General features: G+C 38.2%; 15 protein-coding genes and 3 pseudogenes. 12 read left to right on the forward strand and 6 right to left on the reverse strand.

Translation table 11 applies throughout. The annotated features are described in order from the left end of the window. The 12 genes and pseudogenes from JCM21531_RS14040 to JCM21531_RS22505 all read left to right on the forward strand — a co-directional run. A partial coding sequence (locus tag JCM21531_RS14040; RefSeq protein ID WP_038290846.1) for a hypothetical protein occupies nucleotides 1-493 on the forward strand: 493 nt, incomplete at its 5' end. Nucleotides 494-694: 201 nt separating this feature from the next. Further along, nucleotides 695-826: pseudogene (locus JCM21531_RS22465) on the forward strand (hypothetical protein); the annotation flags it as partial. A 251-nt stretch (nucleotides 827-1,077) separates the two neighbouring features. Continuing rightward, nucleotides 1,078-1,725, forward strand: coding sequence for an InlB B-repeat-containing protein (locus JCM21531_RS22475; protein WP_243467723.1), 648 nt, complete (start codon nucleotides 1,078-1,080; stop codon nucleotides 1,723-1,725). Between the two features lie 5 nt (nucleotides 1,726-1,730). Then, entirely contained in the window at nucleotides 1,731-3,434 is a 1,704-nt protein-coding gene (locus JCM21531_RS22480; protein WP_243467717.1) for a hypothetical protein, read from the forward strand. Nucleotides 3,435-3,552: 118 nt separating this feature from the next. Beyond that, nucleotides 3,553-4,602, forward strand: coding sequence for a hypothetical protein (locus tag JCM21531_RS22485; protein ID WP_243467718.1), 1,050 nt, complete (start codon nucleotides 3,553-3,555; stop codon nucleotides 4,600-4,602). Continuing rightward, nucleotides 4,587-4,655, forward strand: a pseudogene (locus tag JCM21531_RS22490) (hypothetical protein); the annotation flags it as partial. The gene JCM21531_RS22485 and the pseudogene JCM21531_RS22490, both read left to right, overlap by 16 nt. 9 nt (nucleotides 4,656-4,664) lie before the next feature. Beyond that, the gene (locus tag JCM21531_RS22495) at nucleotides 4,665-7,376 is read left to right on the forward strand and encodes an InlB B-repeat-containing protein (RefSeq protein WP_243467719.1); all 2,712 of its coding nucleotides are present in this window, start codon (nucleotides 4,665-4,667) and stop codon (nucleotides 7,374-7,376) included. A 165-nt stretch (nucleotides 7,377-7,541) separates the two neighbouring features. After that, complete coding sequence (locus JCM21531_RS14050) at nucleotides 7,542-8,993, forward strand: S8 family peptidase (RefSeq protein WP_054847121.1); 1,452 nt, start codon at nucleotides 7,542-7,544, stop codon at nucleotides 8,991-8,993. A 151-nt stretch (nucleotides 8,994-9,144) separates the two neighbouring features. Continuing rightward, the gene (locus tag JCM21531_RS22500) at nucleotides 9,145-9,684 is read left to right on the forward strand and encodes a hypothetical protein (RefSeq protein WP_243467720.1); all 540 of its coding nucleotides are present in this window, start codon (nucleotides 9,145-9,147) and stop codon (nucleotides 9,682-9,684) included. A gap of 303 nt (nucleotides 9,685-9,987) precedes the next feature. Further along, nucleotides 9,988-10,407, forward strand: a complete 420-nt coding sequence (locus JCM21531_RS18430) for a zinc-ribbon domain-containing protein (protein WP_094184810.1) — start codon at nucleotides 9,988-9,990, stop codon at nucleotides 10,405-10,407. 178 nt (nucleotides 10,408-10,585) lie between these two features. Continuing rightward, nucleotides 10,586-12,120: pseudogene (gene arfA, locus JCM21531_RS14075) on the forward strand (arabinosylfuranosidase ArfA). A gap of 100 nt (nucleotides 12,121-12,220) precedes the next feature. Next, on the forward strand, nucleotides 12,221-16,264 hold the full coding sequence (locus JCM21531_RS22505) for a dockerin type I domain-containing protein (RefSeq protein ID WP_243467721.1): 4,044 nt from the start codon (nucleotides 12,221-12,223) through the stop codon (nucleotides 16,262-16,264). Between the two features lie 116 nt (nucleotides 16,265-16,380). Here JCM21531_RS22505 and JCM21531_RS19170 read toward each other — a convergent pair whose 3' ends face one another. The 6 genes from JCM21531_RS19170 to JCM21531_RS14105 all read right to left on the reverse strand — a co-directional run. Further along, a complete protein-coding gene (locus JCM21531_RS19170; protein ID WP_162149319.1) occupies nucleotides 16,381-16,641 on the reverse strand; it encodes a hypothetical protein in 261 nt (86 codons plus the stop codon). 110 nt (nucleotides 16,642-16,751) lie between these two features. After that, a complete protein-coding gene (locus JCM21531_RS14090) occupies nucleotides 16,752-18,524 on the reverse strand; it encodes a hypothetical protein (protein WP_038290856.1) in 1,773 nt (590 codons plus the stop codon). 92 nt (nucleotides 18,525-18,616) lie between these two features. Further along, nucleotides 18,617-19,303 (reverse strand): DinB family protein, encoded by a 687-nt coding sequence (locus JCM21531_RS14095; RefSeq protein WP_038290858.1) that lies wholly within the window; start codon nucleotides 19,301-19,303, stop codon nucleotides 18,617-18,619. Between the two features lie 358 nt (nucleotides 19,304-19,661). After that, a complete protein-coding gene (locus tag JCM21531_RS14100) occupies nucleotides 19,662-20,315 on the reverse strand; it encodes a hypothetical protein (RefSeq protein WP_038290860.1) in 654 nt (217 codons plus the stop codon). Between the two features lie 79 nt (nucleotides 20,316-20,394). Beyond that, nucleotides 20,395-20,733 (reverse strand): DUF4070 domain-containing protein, encoded by a 339-nt coding sequence (locus JCM21531_RS24905; protein ID WP_439644312.1) that lies wholly within the window; start codon nucleotides 20,731-20,733, stop codon nucleotides 20,395-20,397. Next, the coding region (locus tag JCM21531_RS14105) for a B12-binding domain-containing radical SAM protein (RefSeq protein WP_243467722.1) at nucleotides 20,676-21,503 on the reverse strand (828 nt) is incomplete at its 5' end. The genes JCM21531_RS24905 and JCM21531_RS14105, both read right to left, overlap by 58 nt.

Below are 21,503 nucleotides of genomic sequence, written 5' to 3' on the forward strand. Positions count from 1 at the left end.
ACTAAACTTTGCGGCTTGTGGGGGAAACACAGGATTGGCAGCCTCAGATGTTACACTTGTCAGGAAAGAAGCAAATTTCACGAGTTTACTTGTTCCCAGTGATTTTACCGAATTTGAAGATTTTGAAGGTTTTACTGTTGCAAAAGCTGAAGGTGCCAGTATTGTTATAACTCCTATTATTGAGCAGGTTGTAAGTATTAAAGAGATTACTAGAGACTATATGGTTGAATTGGTAAAAGACTCCTATTCCAACGTTAATGTGTTGAAATTTGACAATGCTGCCACCATTGGGGGAACAGATGCTGTGTACTTCTTGTTTAAAGGAGACGATAACTCGAGCAATAACAACAATACCGTTTGCTATATCAATCTATTCTTTACCGTGGACGGTCAAGCATGCGAGCAAGAGATTGTCTTTACGTACAATACAGGGGTCAACACCTCGCTGGAAACTAACTTGGACACTATTATCAACAGCATTTCTTTGGAGTAATCTCTTATTTAATCGCTACTAATACACGCAACATTCAAAATGTTCAGATACCCTAAGAGATGGTGTATCTGAACGTTTAAAACGAAGTTTTGTATTTACAATGTGTCGAAAAAACTTGAAAGGAAGGTTGCAATGGGAAAACGATTTATATCTATTTTTCTTCTAGTGGCTATGTTATTCACAATGCTTCCTGCGGGGGCAATGTCTGCTGCAACTGATAATGTTAGTACATCGGTAAATACAGAGTGGCAGAAGAGAATTGAGAATCCCTTCGCGGATGTCAAGGAAGGGAGCTGGTACTATGATGCTGTTCAATATTCATTCATAAACGGATTTTTCAGCGGTACCGGTGAAAATACTTTTAGTCCTGACGGAACAATGACCCGAGCCATGTTTGTTACCGTTTTGGGGAGAATGGCCGGCGTGGATCAGACTAAATACAAGGAACAGTCTTCCTTTGGCGATGTACCTAAAGATGCTATTATGCCCCATATGTGGAGTGGGCATTTAAGCACGGTATCACTGCCGGTGTCGGAAACGGCAAATTTGATCCTAACGGTCTTGTTACCCGGGAGCAGATGGCAGTGTTTTTTGTTCGCTACTTTGAAAATTTTGGCGTTGATTATGATACCGGAGCCGATATTACAACTGTTCCGGCAGATTTGGATACTGTAGCACCATGGGCGCGGGAGGCGGTTTTAAAGCTTTGGAACACTGGGATTTTGGCCGGCGACGGCACAAACTTTAATCCCAAAGGCAATGCGAGCCGTGCACAGGCTGCAGCGCTTTGTATGAGTACTGATAAAGCAGTAGAAACTTGGTACAGTGAACCAGGCGTTCCGTCTGACAGGGTCAGTGTTGATCCGAACAACGGGCAGAGTACTGAAACACCGGATTCTTCCACCGGTGATTCCGGCAACGATGACAATGAGAAAGATTCCGACACAGGAAAGAATACGGTTGGCTCTCAAAACCAAAACAAGACAACTTATTATAAAGTAACCTTTGTGATTGATTCAACAAAGGAAGAGAAGGTTTATAAAAAGGATACTTTGCTAAGCACCCTGTCCATTCCTACTATGCCTTCCGGAAAGGTGTTTTTAGGTTGGTATTATGATGAAGAAAAAACCAAACCTGTAAACGGTAATGATAAACTAAATGCCAATTTAACACTTTATGCACACCTTACCGATGCCATCGCTTTAGATGAAGCGGTACTCCCAACTTCGTAAGTGCATTGGATCAAAAAGCCGATTTTAGCGTATCAGTGAAGAAAACTGGCGGTGCACCAATTCCTGGGACCGATTTCAAATTCCGTAATATTACCGCTCCTGAGAAAACACCTGAAGAGTCGGTTCCTGAGGAAGACTTGGCTAACATAGAGAACATCAAGGTGGTAAATAACAACGGAGTTTGGACTATTTCAGCTGCAAACGGAGGATTTACAGCAGGACATACCTATCAGATTGAGTTACTTAATGATGATGTAATTTATGATGATAGTGTTGATGCTTTTGATACTTTGAAAGCAATGGGTGACGGATATGATATAACCAAGATTCGTTTCTTCAATTTCAGTATAGAAAAAAACGGAACTATGAATTTGAAGCTAAATGGCGGCATCAAATATATTCCTGTGGGTGATTTGAATGAAGCAGACGGTTTGAGTTTGATGGACTATGCCGGTCTGTATCTTGCCAGCACCGATGAACAGGGTAATACTACCTATACAGCAAGTAATGGCAGCGGTAGCTTTACATACAACGGCAGTGAAGATATACAGGTTGGTGATACTGTTGCTGTCTATTCCGGTACCAAACCTACAGAAAGAAAGCCGCAAAAAGGAACTCAAAACAAGACTGATAACGGTGAAGTTGCCTATGTAAAAATAACCGATATTGATGACAGTACCTATTATTATGTAGAGGCAGAAGCTGAAGATGTACTATTTACGCCTGATGTACTGCCCGTTGATGTGGATGAGGATGACGGAACTTCCGGTTGGGAAATGAATGGAACATCGGTGATAATCCAAAACAGTAAGTTGATTTTCTCCGATGCCAAATATGAAAGTGTTGGACTAAGTTCTAATACCACTGTGGATGTGGGTGACTTCTTGGCATTCTTTACCGGTGAATTCGGAGAAGCAGGTGCTCAGGATTTAGCATACGGTGTGATAACAGCAATAAAAGTTAATGGAGACGGTACCACTACCGTTACCTATAAAGAAGTAGATCAAGATCAGATCATGGCAGCCATGGATTTGTACGACGAAACTAAAGTTTCGGAAGCTGAGCTGGAGGGAGCTATTGAAGAAAACAAGGGTGAAATACAGGAAATCATTGAAGCTCAGTTGATGGAGAGTGATTTCTTTGATGAAGCCGGTGAATATCTTGCAGAGGTAGCCCTCAAGACGGCTGAAGTTCGGGAGATATTTGGTGATGATTTAACCTTGTCCGATTGTGATATTACTTATGCAGACGGAACACCGCTAGGTGCAAATGAATTGATGCTTATGGGTAACATCATAGACAAGGAACAGGACGGTAAGAAACCGAAGTTTTCTGTAAGTATTTCAACCAAGACAGTTCATTTTGATCCGAAAATAGTAGGCTCCGGGATACGTGCGGAGGTTGCTGTAAACTATAAGTTCAAGATTCAGAAAAAAGGTAGCAACAATGTCTTGGAAGTTGATCTAACTGCTTTCTTTGAGCAGGAATTTACTTTCGGATTCAACGTCAGTGGCGGTGCCGTTTGGAAGTGGAAGTGGATTATCCCTTATATTGCCGACTATCGTATGACCGGTAACCTAGACCTTGGTACCTATACCGGTATTGGTATTACCGCTACAGCCAAGCTGAATGAAGCAAAAGAACCTTGGGGTATGCCATGGCCAAATAGTGCAAGGGAAGCTGCAGCTACCAAAAAATCTTTAGCTTAAGTCAATCTATCAAGCAATTAGTAGACGACGTTGAGAAGTTCCTTCCCGAAGAAGAGGGCACAGCTAGTGGTGGTCTAGCTGAGAAATATTCTAGATTTATGGAAGATGCCAACGAAGAATGGTTGATTTGGTTTCTGCAAACCTTCTAGACTTGCGCAGTGCGGTGGATCCGCTCCATGTTTTGGCATTTGGTCTTCAGGTGGATTTTGTGGTTTCCGCCAACCTAAATGTAGCTCTTGGAATGACCTTCCAATACGAAAACTTCAAGCGTCACTCTTTCACTCTGCTTCTTTTAAGTAAGAAAGGTGAGAGTGAAACCATCGACTTATCCACTAATGGATATCAGTTTGATTTATATGTCATGGGTACTATTGGTATAAGAGCCGGTGTACGAGTAAAGGTTACAGTGGGCCTGTTTAGCACAAAACTGGCAGGTATTGGATTGCAGTTTGAAACGGGAGCTTACGCTAGGATGTGGGGCTACTTCTATTACCATTTGGAAAACTGGAAAGTAAATGGGACATGGCAAAAGAATAGCAGCTATTCCGGTGCACTGCTTGTCGAAATTGGTGCATATCTGGATGTGAAGTTCATTGCCGAAGCCCTCAACGGCAAATACTCCTATACACCGTCCATATTTACTAAAGAATGGCCATTGTGGTCGGCGGGACAGCGGGAGAATGTCTATGACTTTGCCTATGAGGAAGACCCGACCTTCAATATACTAAATGTCAATACCTATACCATACCTAAAACTGTCTTTGATATGAATTGGATGGACATTAAGACCGGTGAGACAGAGGAAGGTTTCAAAAATAAGACCAAAAATTACGACAGCAATACGGCGCATAACGGAGATGATGAAGCATATTTTGCTGTGGATTTGACCAACCCCGCTTTCAAATATAATCCTGTCAACAACCAGATTACAGTAAATACTTCTTCCGGTGAAGTGACTCAAAGCGGTGAAATGAAGATCACATGGAAAGGTGTACCATTGTCTAAGTCCTCTGAGACACTTAGCAGAACTATCAAGCTCAACTGGAGCAATGAGGCAAATGCCGGTACTATTGCTTTTGACTCAAATGGCGGTTCAGCTGTTCCGATGTTACGTTTACTTGTCGGAACTGCTCTAAGCGGCAAGATGCCTGCATCGCTACCAGAGTAGGTTATACCTTTGCCGGATGGTATGCCGATAAAGCTTTAACGAATTCCTTTACAGCTACTACAATGCCTAAGGGCAATACCACACTATACGCAAAATGGACACCAAGCACTGTAAACTATACTGTAGAGCATTACCAGAAGGCTTTGGACGGTCAATATGTGTTAATAGAAACCGACAAATCCCAGACTGGTAAAGTTGGCGAACAGACTACTGCTGTTGCTAAAAACTATACCGGTTTTACAGCACAAGCGGTAAAACAGCAGACCATTGCTGCTGACGGATCTACCTTTGTTGCCATTTACTATGATCGTAACCTATATGATTTGAAATTCGTGTATGGCAACGGAAGCAATGATATTGTATTAAAGGTGCCGTATGGTTCTGCTATAGTAAAACCATTCGATCCTACCAAAGAGGGCTACAACTTTGCAGGTTGGAATGTAGCTATACCCGACGTAATGCCGGCAAATGCACTTACCTTCACTGCCAACTGGACTGAAAAGACCGATACGCCATATATAGTGAAGCACTTTAAGCAAAACTTGAACGGAACTTATACTTTAGAACAGACTGAAGGGAAAACCGGTGTGACAGGAGAGCTTACAAATGCTGCACCTAGAACATACACCGGGTTTACACCACAGAGCTTTACTCAAGAGACAATCTTGGCTAACGGAAGTACCGTTGTGGAGATTTATTATAAACGTAATATCAATAGCTTGTCATGGAACGTAAATGGCGGCAATCCTTTGACCGGAACATTTACACAAGGCAATGTGATGTACGGGACACCTATTGATAAACCTACAACTCCAACTCGTACGGGCTATACCTTTGCCGGTTGGTATAAAGATGCAGGGCTGACTTCGGCACTTGAGGAAAATGCTACTATGCCTGACACGGATTTAACACTGACAGCTAAGTGGAATGTGAATCAGTATACCATTACCTTTAACAGTAACGGTGGTAGCGCAGTTGCAGCTATAACTAAAGATTACGGTTCAGTAGTAACAGCACCTGCACAACCGACAAGAGAAGGCTATAACTTTGCAGGTTGGAAGCTGAATGGTGTAGAATATACATTTACTACAATGCCTGCAGAAAATATCACTCTGATTGCCGATTGGGCAGTCATAAGCAATATACCTTACAAAGTGGAACACTATTTGGAAGAACTGGACGGAAGCTATCCGGTAACACCTAATGATACCGAGAATTTAACGGGCAGCAACGGAGCTACGGTTACGGCTTCTCCTAAGGGAATTACCGGCTTCACCTATGATCCTGGTGTAAGCGGTACCATTTCATCGGGAGCAATTGCTTTAGACGGTAGTTTGGTATTAAGGCTGTACTATAAACGAAACAGTTACAATGTAACATGGAATGGCAATGGCGGCAGTGTGAACACTGCAGGTGCAACCACAGGCAGTGTGAAATACGGTACGACTATTTATAGTCCTACTAATGAGCCTACAAAGACAGGATACACTTTTAATGGCTGGTCCGGATATGCTGAAAACATGACTATGCCTGCTGGAAATGTTACATTTACAGCTAATTGGACAATCAATCAATATACCATTACCTTCGACAGTAATGGAGGCAGCGATGTAGCAAACATTACACAGGATTACGGTACAGTAGTTAATGCACCTACACCACCAACAAAAGAAGGATTTAAATTTGCTGGTTGGCAGTTAAATGGAGTTGATTATACCTTCACTACCATGCCGGCGGAGCATATCGAATTAGTGGTTGTATGGTCTGATATGCAGTCCTATAAAGTAAACTTTGATGCCAACGGTGGTACGGTTGAAACATCTTATAAGTATGTAAATGAAGGAGAGACCTACGGAGAACTTCCTGTTCCAACTAACGATGACCAATTTTTCCTTGGTTGGTATACAGCAAAAATTGGCGGAACTAAAGTCACTAGCAATACAGTTGTTGAACTTACCGCTGACCAGACCTTGTATGCTTGCTGGGCTGACACAGGCTTTACAGGCGAAGTTAGCGAGGAAATAGAACTCTATGTTGCCGGAATAAGAGTGACTACAGAGAATATGAACGATATCTTGGGTGACGGTTCCGGAAGCGTGCAGTTTGATCCTAGCACAATGACAACTAATATAAACGGATATTTATATAATGTGGGTACGCTTCACCTTAATGATGCAATCATATCCGGATATTACAGCAAAAACACATATGGCACCATAATTAATGCTACAATCTACTGCTCGAAAGGTCTGACAATTGCTAACAAAGGTTTTAGCATAGTGGAAAACACATTTAGCGATACTAATGCTAACGTATATGGTGTGACAGGTGTGTGGGCAGAATACGAACTGGTCATTGAGGGAACAGGTACTCTGACTTTCAACAGTGGAGCAGGAGGAAGCGGATTTAACAGCGGTATTTTTGCCGGTTCTAGTGGAGATTACCTCCATATTAACGGACCTACAGTAAAAGCCTTTGGTGGAATTGCAAAAGCTGGAGGCAAGAGCTATGGTGTGCTTGCTGCTAATACGTCTTATATATATGCTGTTAAGCTGAAAAAGGGTACTTTGGAAGCACATGGTTACGACGTTGCGGTATTCTCTGCTCCTGAGAGAGAAGGTGAGGTTAATTATGTTATTACTAATGGAAGTTATTATGGCGATTATATAATTGAAACTATCATTGGTAGTACAAACTATGATGGTTCAGAGGCCGATTATATACTGTATTATGAGTATAGGAACTACAAGTATATCTATGTTGAAAATCCGTAAGATTTAAAACAGAGGCGGGGGAGACCCCGCCTTTTACGGCTTTCGAGATAAAAATCTATATAGCTTGACCTCAAGAATTTTTGAACCTCTTCTTTTTAAGGTCGCGAAAGAAGAAAAAGTTGAGGACTGGATGTCCGAAAATTTTTCTTAAGGATGGGTGAGTATATGAAATTGCGATTATTTTTTACAACACTAATAACAGTTATGATTTTGACTTTACCGGCTTTAGCTGCCGAGTCTGAACCGGTTCGTATCGCCGTCATTGACACTGGAATCTCTTCAGTTGCAATAGATGAAAATAATCTGGATGAGGGACACAACTATATTTTCTCGGGTGCCAGTACCCAGGACACCATCGGTCACGGCACTGCCGTTGCAACCATCATTGTGGGCAGTGAAGAAGCAGGGGTCACCGGACTTTGCCCCGAAGCGGTGTTGGTTCCTTTGGTCTATTACAGCAAAAACGGGAGTGATTCGGCTGTCAAAGGAGATCTATCCCTGCTGGCACAGATTATCCGGGATGCGGTGGATGTTTACGGTTGCCGCATTATCAACATCAGTTCTGGGGCTAGAGTTGATACTCCGGCACTTAGGGATGCGGTGGCCTGGGCCGAACAGCGCGGAGTACTGGTGGTGTCCTGTGCCGGAAATGACGGGGATAATACAGCCTATTATCCGGGGGCCTTTTCCACTGTTCTTTGTGCCGGAACTGTCAACCCAACAGATGATGGCCCTGCTCACTTTTCCAACCGCCATAGCGGGGTAGATTTACTGGCACCGGGCATAAAACTAAAGACATCTAATCCCAAAGGGGAAGCCGTGACAGTAAACGGCACCAGCTATTCCACTGCTTGGGTCAGCGCCGCAGCTGCATCTCTGCTAACTGTCGACCCGACCCTGACTCCTTACCGGATTCGGCAGCTTTTGTGCAATACTGCCCGGGATATTGGTGCTGTGGGCTATGATGAAGAATCCGGATGGGGGATTGTGGATTTGGCTGCGGCAATGGCGAAATTGAAGGCTGAAAGCGGAAAACCGTTGCCTTTTAGTGATGTGGCCCAGGATACCTACTACCGGGAAGCAGTGGAGTGGGCGCTGAAAAACGGCATAACCGGTGGCACCACTACCACTACTTTTTCTCCCGATATGACCTGCACCCGTGCCCAGACTGTTACCTTTCTCTGGCGGGCAGCGGGATGCCCTGAACCGAGAATTACAAAGAATCCTTTCAGCGATGTGGCCAAAACCGATTATTTTTACAAGCCTGTCCTCTGGGCACTGGAGAGGGGGATTACCTCAGGTACTTCGAACACAACATTCAGCCCTCACGAACCTTGTAGTGAGGCACAGATAATTACTTTCTTGTGGCGTTCGAAAAACCGGCCCGATGCTGCAGGAAGAAGTGAGCTGGCATCAGGCTGGGTGAATACTATTACACCGATGCGGTGGCATGGGCGGATACCCACGGCTTCTTTACCGCCGCTCAAACCGACTTTAATCCGATACAGGAAGCACCCCGTGCCCATATTGTGGTTTATCTGTATCACAGTATCGGTGCAGGATATTAAAATAGAAGCAGTTCTGATAGGATGTAATATATCAGGCGGAATTCTTTGAAGATGAGCTTTGTTTTTCGGATAATAATCAAAAGGAATGGATTTTTATAGTGGGTTATGGTATATTTTATCTAAGTAAATGTATGCAAGCAATAATTAATGCAAGATGAAATACCAGTTAAAAGAAATATGGAGATTAGGGCAGAATAATTATGAAAAAGGCAATAGCGATTACTGTTTTAACATGTTTATTTTTATTAATAAGTGCTCTGGTTTTTGTAAAATATAAAGAAAGTGCAAACATAAGGCTGGTTGAAAAAACAATACAAGAAGCGCAAGAGATAAATGCTAACAGCTTTATGGGTATGGAATACCTTGAATTTGCCGGACTTTCAGAGGAAGAAGCCAAATATTTTAATGATGATATGCCTGGGTCAAAAGTAACAGATGACGGTTATGTTCGGGGCTATTATTTTAAGATACCCAAAGACGCAAGCGACAGGCGACTGACACAAATAAATATTAACGGTGGAGACTATCACGTTTTTGGGATACGTTTAGGCGACAGTGTTGAACAAGCGTCAGAAAAGCTTAAACAAAGAGGATATAAAAGGACAAAGTCAATGGAAGATATATATCGTGAAGGAATTCTTAGAACAAGATTCCAAAAGGAGCTTGTCATTATTGACTTAATGACAGAGATGGACTCCCAGATTATTAAAGGAATTTCCGTTCTGACTGACTATCCTTGATTCTTGAGCAAGGCAATTTCATAAAGCAATCCACCAGTTAACTAAATATTCCGAGAGATTGTTTAAAAGGGATATCAAATTTAGCCAGAGCAATTTTAAGCTTTGGCTATTTTGATTTTAAGACATAATTGAAATTTTGATGAAATATTAATTCTTTTGAGGCGCAAATCAGTCTTAATTTCTGGTATCATTATAAACAATCCTTATTCCGATTAACCTTGCGGGTTTTAAACAAAAGTGTTATGCTATATATAGGAAAAAATTGCAGCTAAGATTAATTTTGATTGTTTTTTGAGGTGAGGTATGAAAAGTATAAAACCTGGTCGTGGGCCATCCGGATTATCTTTTATCGGTTCCGTTATAGTAGTCGTTTTTGGAATTATTTGGACAATTTTGGCCATTAATATTACAGCCCATGGACCCTTTGGTATTGGATTTTTCTTTCCGTTATTTGGCATAATATTTATATTCTTTGGTATCGTTCAGGCAATGTACCATTACAAGAATGCAACAGGCAAAGACCGTTTTTCCATATTTGATATTACTGAGTCCCATGAAGAAGGAGATCCCGGTACTCAATGGATCCGGCAAGCAAACGATGAGCTATCGCAAGAAAGTAAAAATGGGATTTCAAACGATGGTTTTCGCTTTTGCCCCTATTGTGGAAATTCCCTTGGAAGTGATTATAATTTTTGTCCAAAGTGCGGCAAGGCAATTTCATAGGATGATCTTTTTCAGAATTAAAAAAGTCCCACCACTTGGATGGGGCTTTTTTAATCCTGAAAATATAATTGTAATCAAGGATGTTATAATGAAGTAGAATGGACAAAAAATAATATCCAAGTACAACTTGTAGCAAATAATATTATTGAAAAAATATTAATTCTTTGGAGGCGCAAAAATGAAAAAAGCCAGAATGACGATTGATAAAGATTATAAAATTGCCGAGATTGACAAACGTATCTACGGTTCTTTTGTAGAACATCTGGGAAGGGCCGTATACGACGGGTTGTACCAGCCTGGAAATCCCAAATCGGACGAAGATGGTTTTCGTAAAGATGTTATTGAACTGGTGAAAGAATTAAATGTGCCAATTATCCGTTATCCGGGAGGCAATTTTGTATCCAATTATTTTTGGGAAGATGGTGTCGGACCGGTAGAGAATAGGCCAGACGTTTGGAATTGGCTTGGAGAAGTATAGAACCAAACCGGGTTGGGATTAATGAATTTGCGAAATGGTGTAAAAAAGCAAACGCTGAGATAATGATGGCAGTGAACCTTGGCACCAGAGGGATTTCGGATGCATGTAATTTGCTGGAATACTGTAACCACCCGGGAGGTTCAAAATATAGTGACATGAGAATAAAACATGGAGTGAAGGTGCCTCATAACATAAAGGTTTGGTGTCTTGGCAATGAAATGGACGGCCCATGGCAGGTCGGACATAAAACAATGGATGAGTATGGGAGAATTGCTGAAGAGACTGCAAGAGCTATGAAAATGATTGACCCTGCAATTGAGTTGGTTGCCTGCGGAAGTTCCTCCAAAGATATGCCCACTTTTCCCCAATGGGAAGCAACAGTTCTGGATTATGCCTATGATTATGTGGATTATATATCATTACACCAGTATTATGGAAATAAAGAAAATGACACGGCCGATTTTTTGGCAAAATCCGATGATTTGGATGAATTCATACGCTCTGTCATTGCCACCTGTGATTATATAAAAGCAAAGAAAAGAAGCAAAAAGAATATATACCTAAGTTTTGATGAATGGAATGTATGGTATCACTCAAATAATGATGATGCTAACATTATGAAGAACGAACCATGGAGTATAGCACCTCCTTTACTGGAGGATATATATACGTTTGAAGATGCGCTACTTGTCGGTTTGATGCTTATTACCCTTATCAAACACGCCAATCGAATCAAAATTGCCTGCCTGGCACAGCTAATTAATGTAATCGCGCCTATTGTGACTGAAAGAAATGGCGGAGCGGCTTGGAGGCAGACAATATTTTACCCGTTTGCGCACGCTTCAAAATACGGCAGAGGAATAGTACTTCAACCAGTGATTAACACTCCGATTCATGATACTTCAAAACATGAAAATGTTACCGATATTGAAAGCATTACAATTTACAATGAAGAAAAAGAAGAAGTTACAATCTTTGCAGTTAACAGAAATATTCACGAGGATATTGTTCTTGTATCGGATGTCAGGGGTATGAAAGATTACAGGTTGCTGGAGCATATTGTTTTGGAGCATCAGAATCTAAAAATACGTAATAGTGTAAATGGTGAGGAGGTACATCCGAAAAACTCGGATCAATCCTCATTTGATAACGGTATTTTAACCAGCATGCTTCATAAAGCATCTTGGAATGTAATTCGACTGGGAAAGATTCAGAATATGGAAAAATTTGAGTAGACATACATCAAATATAACAATATGGACAGATTAACATAGATATTATATTATTATTTATACAGAGAAATTATAGAAAATTATTAATGGGGGAGAGATAAAAGTGTTTAAATCCAGTAAAAAGTTAGCTTTGTTTATGTTGGTTTGTTTTGTGATTTCTTCACTTTTCGCTAACTTAACGATTTTTCCCGTAGAAGCAGCCGATGAAAATTTGCAGCCAAAAAACACTTTTGAAGAATTCGAATTTCCAATTGGAACTAAAATTAGTGATGCAATATCGCATCCGACAGAACCGGTGATTTTTGCTGCAGACAGTGCCAATTCAAAAGTTTATTCAGTTAATGTGGAGACCGGAACGGTCAGAGAAGTTTACATAGGCGGCACAATAGACAAGATGGCCTATTTTGACAATGAATTGTTTGTTACTGTTCTTACGAATGCTTATAGTCCGAATTCGCAGCCGGAAGGCCAAAGTGGTGTGATAGCAGTAATTGATACAGTGGCTATGGAATTAAAAGAAAAAATAGACATTGATATTGTTCCTTATGATATTGTTGCAGGAAGAGACGGTTACTTATATGTGACTTCAGGGTCAGAAAAATTGGATTATATTAATAGCTATTCACGTTCCGCTAAAGAACTTGCAGATTCGGAATTGATAAGGCATATGAGTCTTGCTGAGTATCATCCGGCATTAAACAGGATTTATACTATTGATGAAGATGTATCCCCAAGAGACTATAAAGTTTATAATATTGATAATGGTAAGTTTGTGTCATATTATGATTCAATTTACCATGGAGATTATTCGCTGGATACATACTTTAAAATATCTCCTGACGGAAAGTACATATTTAACGGTTCGGGTTGTATATTTACCTGTACTGAAGATGAGAAGGAAGATATGAGATTTTTCTTTAAACTTGACAAGGAATTTAACAATATTGTCTTTGACTTGGACCATGATTTGTTCTTTACATCTGTGGGAGATATGCAAATACATGTTTATGATTATAATACTTTACGCCGTATAAAAACTGTCAATTCAAAAGGTAATGTATCAAAACTCCTTTATGCGGCCGGAGAATTGATTGCTTTGTACGATGACGGTAAAGGAGGATTGGCTCTTGAAAATATTCAAATAAGCGGTATTATAGATAATTTGCCGGTGCCTATTCCTACACCTGCAGTTACATTTATACCTATTATGTCAAATGAACCTTCTATTCGGTTTGACCTTGATATGGAAGTTAAAGATTCCGTTATTCACCCAGACAAAGAGTTTATATACATAATAAATGGTTCTGATGAATTAGTTAAAATTGATTTTGAGACTGGAGAAAAGGTGACTGTAACTTTGGGTTATAATTCCAACTGTATAGCTTTTGGCAATGGAGAAATATATGTTGGCTTTGGTTCCCAAGGAATGATAGGCATATATAATGCTGAGACGCTTCAATACGAGGATAGAATACTGGTGGGAGATACTTTCTTAGACGTTGCTGTGGGGAATGACGGATATATATATACATCTCCAAACGAAACCGGCCTTAAAAACTGCTTATTAAAAAGTTTTTCCGGGGAAACCAAACAAGAAGTATCCGCATCTAAGCTAAAGAGGCCTGAAGCGGGATATTTGGCGGCCAATCCTGTAAATAATTCTCTGGTATTTTCTTCTATAAGTGTAAGTCCTACGGACCTTTATACAATCAAATATGATAATGGAATAATTACAGAAACATACGATTCTCCGTATCATGGAGAGTATAGAATAGCCTCAAAAAACAGAATATCACCGGACGGATTGTATATATTTAACAATTCGGGCAATATATTTACGGCTTCCGACAATAATACAGAAGATTTAAGATTTTACCTTAAGCTTAACAAATCATTTAATGATGTAGCCTTTGATATTGAGAACGATAAATTTTACGTAGCTTCAAGCGAAAATACAATTTATGAGTATAATTACAGTACCTTTACGCAGATTGATACAAAATATACAGAAGGTACTGTAAAGGATATGTACTTTAGAGACGGTTATTTGATAGCTGTTTCGAAAGTGGCAAATAAAAGGACGATTCTTGAAAAAATACGGGTATGGGAAGGACCGGTAAAATCAATTAATTTGAAAAATTATAGGGTTGGAGATTCGGTAATTCATGGAAAGAAGTCTCTGGTATACTTTGTTGATGATACTAACAACAAACTTGTGTCAGTAAATTACATGGCGGGAGAAATTAAAGAAAGTGAAGTAACCTATTCACCAAACTGCGTGGATATTTATAATGGAGAAATATATGTTGGATGCGGTGAAAACAAAATTATTTATATCTATGATGACAATACCCTCGAACTTAAGGATTGGATAATGAGCGGAACAACCTTTGAAGATTTGGGTATTGGAAACGATGGTTTTATTTATATATTAGGTGGGGGTTATGTTAGGAGTTTTTCTAGGACTTTAAAACAAGAAATTTCGAACATGCAAGTACATTTCTTTGGAAAGATGGAAAAACATCCTTCCCGCAACGCATTTTATTTTACAAGTCAAGGAGTTATACCGGCAGATATATATGCATTTGAATACGAAAATGGAAGTGTCGTAAATGTGTATAATTCGCCTTATCATGGTGAGTATTCCATAGGTAGAATAAATAAAATTTCTCCCGATGGGAAACTGTTGTTTAATTCGTCCGGGAATATTTTTGCTAGCGGTATAAACCCCATGTATGATATCAGATATTTGTCTAAACTTGAAAGAAGTTTTACAGATGCGTGCTTTGATGAGAGAAGCAATCTACTGTTTGCAGCATATTCCAATAATGTCGACATATACGATTACAGTACACTGACAAAGCTTGCCGGTTTGAGTGTGGGCAACATTCCAAGTTACGTATTTTACAAGAGCAGGACATTGTTCTTGTTGGCACCGGATTCCCTTGAAACTGTTACAGGGGAAGAGTTGGATGAAATTATACCTTCAAATTCAGAGCCGACTCCTGCTCCCGGAATTATGCTGCCTATTAATGCCGCTATTTCGGATGCTGTGGAGCATCCTGAAAAACCGGTGATTTTTGCTGTAGATGCTGCAAACTCAAAGGTTTACTCAATAAATATCAAAACGGGAGAAATTAAAGAAACTCTCATTGATGGAGCTATTGAAAGACTGGATTATCAAAATGGTATTCTTTATGTAACAATTTTCAAAAAGAATCAGGACTCAAATTTGAGGGAATTTGGACAAATCAGTGCAGTTGTAGTAATTGATGCCGATACTATGAAAATTAAGAAGCAGTTTAAATTAGAAATTGCTCCATATGATATTGTTGCAGGAAGGGATGGAATTGTATATTTAACATCTCACAAAGATGGATGGGCTGTCTTAGCTAGTTATTCGCCGGATTCGGAACAAGTAATTGAAACAAAGCTTGCATATGGTATGAGTTTTGCAGAGCTTCACCCGGTGTTAAACAGGATTTACACTATTGATACAACAGTATCACCGAGAGATTATACCGCTTTTAATATTGATAACGGTAAGTTTGTGTCTTCTTATGATTCACCATACCATGGTCAATATAAGCTGGCTACCAACTACAAGATATCTCCTGACGGTAAATACTTGTTTAACGGCTGCGGGGCTATATTTACATGCAGTGAAAGTAAAACAGAGGATATGAACTTTGCTCGTATGCTGGACAAAACATTTAAAGATATTGCATTTAACGTGGAAGAAAAGAAGTTTTACATTACAGCCGGGGATAACCGAATTTACGTTTATAATTATGAAGATTTTACAGAGATTAAAACCGTATCTTCAGTTGGAGAGATATCAAAACTGTTTTATGTAGGCGGTAAGTTATGTGCTTTATCCACAAGCGCCAATGGCAGGCCAATGATTGAAGTTGTGGAAGAAGTGAAAATCAAATATGGTGATGTTAATAATGACGGAAAAATAAATTCAACGGATATTATGTATTTGAAGGGACATCTGTTGCGAAACAGTACTTATAAGTTGGATGAATACGGCCTGTTGGCAGCAGACGTGGATGGAGACGGTTCTGTAACTTCATTAGACTTGTCATATTTGAAAAGATACATACTGCGTAAGATTTCGGACTTCCCTGCAAACAATAAATAAATTTGCTTTAAAAATAGCCAGAACAACGCAGTGTTCTGGCTATAACTTTTTTAGAGCATCTATCGTTGCACGTATATTTACGTAAGGCTAATAAGTGCTTTTATAAACAATACTTATTATGGCATGTTTGCGATGTTATTGTTATTGCTAACATTTGCTTTATTTTCGGCTTTAACTGTTTGAAGGCCGATTTTAATAAAGGTGTGCGAAGCAAACGGATATAAAATTAGTATAATCAGGATAGCTAAAAAAGTTGGTTTTTTAACACTTAATATGAATAAAATAAATTTTATTGCAGAAACGAGAAACATTGTTATTTTTTTAAATTTTTCGATGTCATCTTCATATAGGTACTTTTTTATTAAAATACCTGCCAAAAAGGAAGGTAAAATAATTGGTGCCCAGTTTGAAATTAATGCGATTCTTAATTTATTTTGAAAAAGTATGCCTTAAAGCATACATTTATTAGCTACTTAAAAGTCTTATTTTATTGCAATTCTGAATTAAACCATTCTTTAAATAATATAGGTTCAACTACTAATTCATCCGTGCGTAACACAGAACATTGCCTTTCATGCACAATGTCTTCATTTTTATATTGCAAATATAGCACTAATCTGACTGACAAATCGTTGAAATAATATTTAAATTTGTTATTGCCTTCATTAGTGCCGTTTAGTGAATCCTTAATAACATTAACGATATCTTCTTTTGATTTTACGGAATAGTCCTCAACATTTCCGCATTCTACATGTACATCGTATAATTTTTGTGCTATTTCATCAATTGAATAATAATCAAATATATTAACTTCTTTCAGGTTGACCAAATCAATATTTACATATTCTTCATCATGGAAAGATTCATTGTATTCATCATTTTCAATTTCTTTTGAGTAATCGTAATAATTACCGTTGGTGTAAATACATATCGAAGCAAATTTTTCGTTTTTTATAGTTTCACCAAATGTTATGCTAAATTTGCCTTCAACGCCCATGCTCTTAATTTTTTCTATTTGCTTATTTGTGTATTTTTTGATAGTGTCATTGATGAAATTTTGCTTAATATTATCAGAGTATTTTAACTCTTCATAAGTAATTGTTGATTTGCCCAGTGTTTTAGATACTGTCTTTGATATTTGACTATTTTGATAATCCGGTTTATCTAAAATATCTATTTTTTCTTCAAAATGGCTAACGACTGTCTGAAGAGTGTCCTGAACAGGGGAAACATTGTGGTAGTTGCTTGTTTCCTGTTTAATTAAATATATTCGTTTATCTGTTTTATCATATTGATAGGTTGATATAACATTCCATCTCCAAGCCGAACCGCCATATTGGCTTATTGAAATAGTACCGTTATCAATATTTGTCGACACAATTGGCTTGCCGAAAAGCCCTCCATTTGATGTTATCAATCCTTCGACTTCTCCGTATTTTACGTATCCGTCTTTACTTCCAAAAAGAATAAGTGTTACTCTGCTATTGCCATAAGCTTCAATGCCGTCCTGAGGAGTATCTATTTCAAAAGTAATAATTACATCTTCATAACTGTCATGATTTATGTTTCCGCGGGTAAGAAAAAGTGGGTAACAATTGTCATAATCACTAAAATCAGCTATCAAATTAGTAATATCATTATAAACTGCATCAATTAAGTTTGTACCCTCCTTTTTTATGTATACATCCACAATTTCTTCTTCACTGTCAGACGCAGTTAATATATAAATATAATTATCTATTTTTAACTCAATAAAGCTTATATTATTATCACTGTGGCTTATTTTGCATTCTTCTATTTTCAAGGATTTATCTATCTGATTAACATCATTTAATGACATACCCTTCTTGAATCCAAAATCTCTTAATGCTTCTATTTCGTATGGTACTGATATTTTAATATAACTAGGCGTGAGTCTTTCAGAATTATTGGCAAAGTAAAGAGTTGCTTTATAAAAAAATACAGTGGGGAATTCAAGGGAATATCTGAAAAAACTCGAATCAATATAGTTACTATTTTCAATTTTCTGTTCTTTGAAATAGTTGTAATACAAACTAAAGTACTCATCAATATCCTTTTTAGATATTAATTGTTCGGACTTTAAAGGATTGTCTGTTGTGAAATTATCTATTGCCAAATTGACTGTTGTGCTTTCAGTATCCGGCACATTTGCAGTTGTATTTTTCGTATTATTATCACAAGAAACAATTATAAAGATAGTAAAAATAGATATTATAATTGTTAAAATTTTATATTTCATCTTTTATCACCATATCATTCATATTATTATAATTAAATATTGCAATTTTTTTAGTAAAAAAAGCAAGTGCCAACACAGTTGATTTGCAACTTCTACATCAATCTACTACACTTTTTCTTCAATTTTAATGAATCATTTAGGTGCACAACTTGATGTCTGGTTATAGGCATAAGTATTAACCCTGCTATACTCTTTTTCCCCCAAAAGTCCAATAACCATTTTGAATCCTCGACATCTAATACTCCGCCTTCGTCTAAAATACGATCCAGTCTGTTTTTTTGGACTCTTCTCTTTAAATCGCTTGGTTGCAGTTTCAGAATAACCTCTTTGGTTCTTTTTCCTACTGCCTTTCTGTATTCCCGCAGCTCTTCCATATTGATTTTATTACTTAAGTCAATTATTTCATCGTCACTCATTGCATTGCCGGTATCGCTTACTTCGATATTTAGTCTGGAAGGCCAATTCTGACGTTTAAATTCTTGAATTTCATCTGCAATTAAAATGTTTACTGTCAAATCTTCTATTCTTGTAATATGCCAAATATTCCATGCGATGGTTACATCTTCTTTTGCCGGCATTGTGATAAAAGTTTTTTTGTCCAAGCCATCCCAAAGCTCATCTTCCAGAGTTCGTATATTCCTGCCATACACATAGTGTGAATGCACCATCGAATGCAGGTCTTGTATTAGCTCAATCGTTTCGTTAAACTTCTCTTCATATAGTATTATATCTTTTAGTTGTTTTTGTTTTGGATTCCAGTCCTCGGCTACACTAAACATTTTAAACCTACCTTTTTAAAATATCCTATTCCTTATAACAAGGCAATAGGTATATTCTACCTGTTATTATTTTTTTAAAAAAGCTTTATTTGCTTCATCGGTGAAAGTACTTGGCGTCCAATAGGTTTTACCCTCGGGTAATTCAAGGCTGTCAGAGTTTTATATGCTTACAATATAGCAGGAATCATCTGCATAAATTAATATGCATATTAAAACTAACAGTTTGCAGCATATGACTATTTTATCAGAGTATGTCCCATAAGCAAATTAAATTTGTTGTTACCGGCAAAATAGCTATTTTGAGCTTTAATATGGAATTATCTAAGGTGTCTAAGACTATTTAATTCCAAGCTTTTGCTTATTCTACATAAAACCAATAAAAAACTTCGTTTGTACTGTTATTAAAGGCTATTCCTGAGTTATAAGATATATTATACGAGTAAAAAGGGTTGTTTTCAAAATAATCCATACTTTGCAGTGTATCGAGAAATCTTCGTGTAATTACGTTCATAAAAGGATATTCTTTTTTCAATTCTTCTATTTCTTCCGCATTTGTTTTGTACTTCAACCAGAAGTACCCTCTGCCTTGCAGTAGTTCTCGCCAATAGCGCATTTCAAGTTCTTCTGCATTTTCAGGGATTTCCCTTGGAAAGTGCTCCATCTCAGATATATAACTTTCACCATTAGTAAATATCTTAGAATAAAGCTTGACATCAGTATAGGGACCGGGTGTAACCTTTAATATTCCTGCCGCGAATAGCATGAGTGATAAACAGAAAATACTTGCACCTATGAAATTAACGAGTTCTGAAATCCATCTGATTTTATATTTTTTGTTAAAGAGAATCATTGCGATACTGGAAAGGGAAGTAATTGATACAATATGCAACTTATATTTGGGAGATCCTAGCTTATCGACATTAACTATAGCAATATCAAGCAAAAAAGTTAAAATGGCTATGAATAGTATATCATCAATTTTATAAAATAAGATCTTTTTAATAATTTTCATATTTTCACTTCTTTAAATTTGAATAAAATTAAGCAATAATCTCCGATTCTAAGTTCATGCGGCAAAAGCCTTATTTTATTTACTGCTCCAAGTATCTATAAAGAGAGGTGTTACTTTCATCAATTCTATCTCCGATGTCCAATTTGGCAAAATTACGATATGCCTGTCTGTAACCATAATTCATAGCCAGATTATAAAAGATATTTACTCGTGATTTACATATTCGCTTTATTATGCTTTTCCACGAATAAAACTTTCTTCGAAATTCGTTATAGCCGTTTAGCAATTCCTCGGGACTCATTTGCTTTGGTACATATGCAACCCTTGTTTTGCCGTTATAATAATCCCAACCAACATCAATTAGCCGGCCTTCATTTTTATATTGTTCATATATCCTGTTCCGGGGAAAGGAGTTAATATACTTGCAGTTACTCCGTCGATTCCGATGTCATTACATGCTTTTAAGGTTGTTTCGGACACATCCGATGTGTCCGAGTCAAACCCAAAAACAATACCGGCTTGGATACTGATTCCATGACGGTGAAGTTTATCTGCAATTTTTCCATACTGCTCAATTTTATTAAAATTCTTATTTGCATCTTTAAGACCCTGCTCGGAAAACGATTCCAAGCCTAAGAACAAATACAGACACCCTGCAGATTTGGCCAGGCGGAGTAATTCTTCATCCTCACAGCTATGCGCTGTTACTTGTGCCGCCCATCTTTTGTTTAGCTTTGCCAAATCTTTTAACAGGGCTTTTGTGTAGTTTGGGTCGGCAAAGAAATTATCATCCCAAAATACGAAATACTTATTCGGAATACTAGCTATATCCTTTATTACATCGTCAATTGGGCGAGTCCTAAACGTATTGTGATAAATTTTCTTAAGACTGCAATAGCTGCAATTATGCGGGCAACCACGGGAAGCAAAAACAGCACCTCTTATAAATCTATTGCCAACAATCAAATCCCTTCGGGGTATCGGAAGACCGGCAAGACTGGGAGCACGTGAACTTGTGTAAACTTTTTGGGCTTTTTTGCAAAGGAAGTCATTTAAGAATTGAGGCCAGGTTTCTTCAGCTTCTCCTATGAAAATAGTGTCGCAATGCAAAGCTGCTTCTTCAGGATTCAAGGTCACATGCGGTCCGCCTAAAGCTACCCACGATCCCAGCTCGCGGAATTTTTTTGA

Source organism: Acetivibrio straminisolvens JCM 21531 (assembly GCF_000521465.1).
Lineage (GTDB): Bacteria > Bacillota > Clostridia > Acetivibrionales > Acetivibrionaceae > Hungateiclostridium > Hungateiclostridium straminisolvens.